The organism is Scandinavium sp. M-37, assembly GCF_043558715.1.
In the GTDB taxonomy this organism is placed as follows: Bacteria; Pseudomonadota; Gammaproteobacteria; order Enterobacterales; family Enterobacteriaceae; genus Scandinavium; species Scandinavium vulneris_A.
In genome coordinates, this window is record NZ_JBIGIN010000125.1 from 1 (window position 1) to 391 (window position 391).

A 391-nucleotide genomic window follows, 5' to 3' on the forward strand; every position below is an offset into this window, starting at 1 on the left:
TAAAGCGGTTAGAAATCGCCAGGCCAGCGGCATCGTCTTTGGCGCTGTTGATACGCATCCCGGAAGAGAGACGCTCGATGGCGGTGCCCAGCGAGGTCTGGGATTTGTTGAGGTTGTTCTGAGCCATCAGGCTCAGTGAGTTGGTATTAATGACCTGGGCCATAATCAATATCCTTTTAATGAGTGAATATACACCGACGGTTTACGCCGGAATATGCGATGGGATTGCGCATACCTTATTCATCGGGGAAAGTGAAAATCGCTGAAATTTTTTTTAGAAAAATTTGGAGGTTTTTTGGAAATAAAAAAGGTTCATCGCGGTTAAGCGTGAACCAATAGAAAACGGCGGTAAAAGTGGTTAGTTTTGTATTCGCCAAAACACTAACCAGCC

1 pseudogene is annotated in these 391 nt (G+C 45.3%); it reads right to left on the minus strand.

Annotated features, from left to right (window positions below):
• Positions 1-163: pseudogene (locus tag ACG0Z5_RS24010) on the minus strand (flagellin FliC); the annotation flags it as partial.
• Between the last annotated feature and the right edge of the window lie 228 nt (positions 164-391).